The organism is Chamaesiphon sp. OTE_75_metabat_556 (assembly GCF_031378165.1).
Taxonomy (GTDB): Bacteria; Cyanobacteriota; Cyanobacteriia; order Cyanobacteriales; family Chamaesiphonaceae; genus Chamaesiphon.
The window spans coordinates 1-4,311 of the sequence record NZ_JANNDR010000452.1 but is presented as its reverse complement, the minus strand read 5'-3'; the positions used below and the strand labels follow the sequence as shown (position 1 = coordinate 4,311).

Sequence of the window (4,311 nt, the reverse complement as noted above, 5' to 3'; positions counted from 1 at the left end):
GATTTTATCCCCTAATTTTTACTATCGATCTCTCCACAAATGGGTTTATAATTGCAACTCTTGGGGAACTCTGGATCGAGAAACGAAGACAACTCGTACAGAGAGTTTAACGACATTAGGGCAAGATGACTGGGGAGCATTGATAAGTTATGGAATTGGCACAGCGTATCACCGGAATTGAACCATCTGTCACCCTCGCCATCGCCGCTATGGCCAAGGCTATGCAGCAAGATGGCAAGGATGTTTGTAGTTTTAGTACGGGCGAACCTGACTTTGATACGCCAGCACATATTAAAGATGCCGCTAAACAAGCCTTGGATCGGGGTAAAACCAAATATGGTGCTGTCGCTGGCGAACCGCAATTGCGCGAAGCGATCGCCAAGAAGCTGCAACTAGATAATCATTTAAACTACGCCCCTGCGAATATTTTGGTCACGAATGGGGGCAAGCACTCGCTCTACAATCTAATGGTGGCCTTAATTAACCCTGGCGATGAGGTGATTATTCCCGCGCCGTTTTGGTTGAGTTATCCCGAAATGGTCAAGTTAGTCGGCGGTATCCCTGTCATCGTCAATACTGACAGTAGTACCGACTATAAGATTACCCCCGCAGCTCTCAATGCCGCGATTACGCCCAAAACTAAGTTATTTATTCTCAATTCGCCATCCAATCCTTCGGGTGTTGTTTATACTCCGGCTGAGTTACAGGCTTTAGCGAGGGTAATTGTCGATCGGGATATCCTCGTGGTGTCCGATGAGATTTACGAAAAAATTATCTATGATGGCGTCGAGCAACTCAGTATCGGTGCCCTCGGGGCGGACATTTTTGATCGCACGATTATTAGTAATGGGTTTGCCAAAGCCTACGCGATGACGGGTTGGCGGATTGGTTATTTAGCCGCGCCTCTGCAGCTGATTCAGGCTGCTAGTGCCCTCCAAGGCCATAGTACGTCGAATGTCTGTACTTTTGCTCAATATGGCGCGATCGCGGCATTAGAAGGCTCCCAGGATTGTGTGGAAGAAATGCGCCAAGCATTTGCAACGCGCCGCAAAACGATCTTAGCCTGTCTCCAAGGCATTCCTGGATTGAGTTGCGCCAAACCAGATGGGGCTTTCTATATTTTCATCAATATTGCCAGTACGCAACTCACATCACTGGAGTTTTGCCAGCAGTTACTCGAACAGCAACAAGTCGCCGTCATTCCAGGGCTACCATTCGGTGCAGACGATCATATCCGCGTTTCCTATGCCACAGATCTCACGACGATCGACAAAGGCATGGATCGGTTGGCGAAGTTTATGCAATCGCGTGTCGGTGCGTAGCTTCTGAACCAAACAGTCGAAATTGGTAACACAATTCAGGGATCGAGGTAAACCTGACTAATTTGCACCCGATCGACGAGGGGATCGAATCTACTTATTAATCCACAAACACCTCAAATACTGGTGGAATTTTTCTTTGAGAATTTCTAGTCAGATGACACTCGATTCTCTGTCAGAGAGGCTGTGCCTACGGCAGGCTTTCGCCAACGCCAACGAGAGTGGGCGGGTACGATAAGTGCAATGGCTGAGGTATAGTTCGATGATATTTACTAGCAAATACTTAATAAATTCCAGATCGATCGATCGCCAGATATAATGTTAGGAATCCGCTCGCCGATATCTAAATCTAAATATCGCAGCCAAATTACATTCAGATTCTCAATCTGTTGTCGATCGTAGTAGCAAGATCTCGTGCCAAAAGTGGCACAAATCAACTCACATTGCCTCCGTAAGGTATGCTGCTACTAAATCAAACCAATGAGGGAGAGAAAATAGTAGCGCAACTATTAGCGATGAAAATTTTAGTTCTGATTTGGGAATTTCCACCACGCCTCGTTGGCGGAATAGCTCGCCATGGAGCGGAGTTGTACCCAGAACTGGTCAAATTGGGTCATGAGATTCACCTGATTACTGTAGAGTTCTCTCAAGCACCACCTAAAGAGATTATCGAAGGCATTTACGTTCACCGCGTTCCTGTCGCTGGCTTCAGCCAAGATATCTTTAAATGGATCGGGAATATGAACGACAGTATGAGCAAATATGGTGCGAAATTAGCAGAACTGGCTCATGATTTCGACCTGATTCACGCTCATGACTGGATGGTGGCGGATACGGCACTTTATTTAAGTGAAAAGTTTCAAATTCCGATCGTCGCCACGATTCATGCAACGGAATTTGGTAGGCATAGTGGTATTCACAATCCCAGTAGCGAACACGTTCATGCCCAAGAAACCCAGCTAGTTGAAGCTGCCACCCAAACGATCGTCTGTAGTCAATACATGCGTCAAGAAGTAGGTCAAATCCTGCACTGCCCGTGGGAAAGAATTAGCATCATTTATAACGGCATCCGTCCTGAGAAAAAACAACGCCCCAAAGATTTTGATTTTTGGGATTTTCGACGGCGGTTTGCTGCCGATCACGAGCAAATCGTTTACTATGTCGGGCGGATGACCTATGAAAAGGGGATATTTGTCCTCTTAAATGCCGCGCCCAAAGTCTTGTGGGAATTGGGCGGGAATGCCAAATTTATCTTCATTGGTGGCGGCAATACCGACGGTTTAAAGCAGCAAGCTTGGGATTTAGGGATCTGGGAGAAGTGTTTCTTTACGGGGTTTATGTCTGATGAAGATCTGGACAAATTTCAAACTGTTGCCGATTGTGCTGTCTTTCCCAGCCTCTACGAACCATTTGGCATCGTCGCACTCGAAAGTTTTGCCGCGAGGGTACCAGTGGTAGTCTCAGATGCTGGCGGACTTGCGGAGGTCGTTAGGCATACTAAAACCGGAATTGTCACCTGGAAATGGGATTGCAATTCGCTTGCGTGGGGGGTTTTGGAAGTACTCAGAAATCCTGGCTATGCGAAGTGGCTGACTGATAATGCCTATGATGAGCTGGGCAAACGCTTTAACTGGGCGAAGATTGCCGTTCAAACGGAGACTGTATATAACAAGGCAATGACGAACACGACGCAGTCTGTTTTGGGGAGTAGGAGTTAGGCTTTCAGCGTAGGTTGGTTTAAGTGAAGCGAAACTAGGGCAGCATCGATATCGATCCGCGATCGGCTAGTATATAACTACTGCACGATCGGCTCAATCCCTGATGAAAATACTGCATCTATCAGATATCCACATGGGTGCTGGTTTCGGCCACGGTAAAATCGACCCCGAAACCGGACTGAATACCCGCTTCCAAGATTTTGTCAAATCCTTAGAACGGGCGATCGATCGGGCATTGGCAGAACCAGTCGATCTGGTTTTATTTGGTGGCGATGCCTTTCCCGACTCTACGCCCGCACCTTATATCCAACAAGCTTTTGCCTTGCAATTTTATCGGCTGGTAGATGCCAATATTCCCGCCGTCTTACTCGTGGGCAATCACGACCAACACTCGCAAGGGCAAGGTGGTGCCAGCTTGTCAATTTATCGCTCATTAGGAGTGCCAGGAACGATCGTCGGCGATGCGATCGACACGCATATCATTAATACGCGCAGTGGTGCGATCCAAATTCTGACATTACCGTGGATCAATCGTTCCACCCTGCTGACGCGCGAGATTGCCGAAAATCTCTCGATGCTGGAAGTCAACCAATTATTACTCGATCGGCTGCAACCAGCTCTCGAAGGTGAAATTCGCAAATTAAATCCAGATATCCCCACTGTCGTCCTCGCCCATCTGATGGCTGATAATGCCACCCTGGGAGCCGAAAAATTCTTAGCTGTAGGACGCGGGTTTACGATTCCGCTGTCCTTTCTGACGCGCTCTTGCTTTGACTACGTAGCTCTCGGACACGTCCATCGCCACCAAAATCTCAATAAAACTAACGACCCTGCTGTCGTCTATCCTGGGAGCATCGAGCGGGTCGATTTTAGTGAGGAAAAAGAAGAAAAGGGTTATGTTTTAGTCACGATTGAACCGACAGAACAACCAGCTATCAAGAGTTTCGAGACGACTTGGGAATTTTGCCCTTTACCTGTGCGGACGTTTCGGACGATTAAAATTGATGTCTCTCAGAGCGAGCAACCGCAGGCTGATATTTTGGCCGCAATCTCGAAAGTCGATATTAATGATGTGGTCGTCCGCTTAATTTATCAGCTTAGTCCCGATCGAGTCGAGCAGATTAGTTCGGCGGCAATTCACGCGGCATCCTTCCAGGCCGGCCCGAGGAAACGCGATCTTCGCACGCTCCGCGCGCCTCGCGATCCCGGCCGGTCCACCCTCCCTTGTCCGCCGCGTCCCGGTTTCTTGCAGTCGGGCGGCAACGATGCCGATT

General features: G+C 48.2%; 4 protein-coding genes. 3 read left to right on the top strand and 1 reads right to left on the bottom strand.

Going from position 1 to position 4,311, the window contains the following annotated elements; translation table 11 throughout:
* Positions 1-149 precede the first annotated feature (149 nt).
* Positions 150-1,322 carry a pyridoxal phosphate-dependent aminotransferase gene (locus RMO27_RS18340; RefSeq protein WP_309735174.1) on the top strand — a complete coding sequence of 391 codons (1,173 nt, stop codon included), beginning with the start codon at positions 150-152 and terminating at the stop codon, positions 1,320-1,322.
* A 269-nt stretch (positions 1,323-1,591) separates the two neighbouring features.
* Here RMO27_RS18340 and RMO27_RS18335 read toward each other — a convergent pair whose 3' ends face one another.
* A complete protein-coding gene (locus RMO27_RS18335) occupies positions 1,592-1,756 on the bottom strand; it encodes a hypothetical protein (RefSeq protein WP_309735171.1) in 165 nt (54 codons plus the stop codon).
* A gap of 78 nt (positions 1,757-1,834) precedes the next feature.
* Between RMO27_RS18335 and RMO27_RS18330 the strand changes: the two genes are divergently transcribed.
* A complete protein-coding gene (locus RMO27_RS18330) occupies positions 1,835-3,037 on the top strand; it encodes a glycosyltransferase family 4 protein (RefSeq protein WP_309735168.1) in 1,203 nt (400 codons plus the stop codon).
* 100 nt (positions 3,038-3,137) lie between these two features.
* A partial coding sequence (gene sbcD / locus RMO27_RS18325; RefSeq protein WP_309735176.1) for an exonuclease subunit SbcD occupies positions 3,138-4,311 on the top strand: 1,174 nt, incomplete at its 3' end.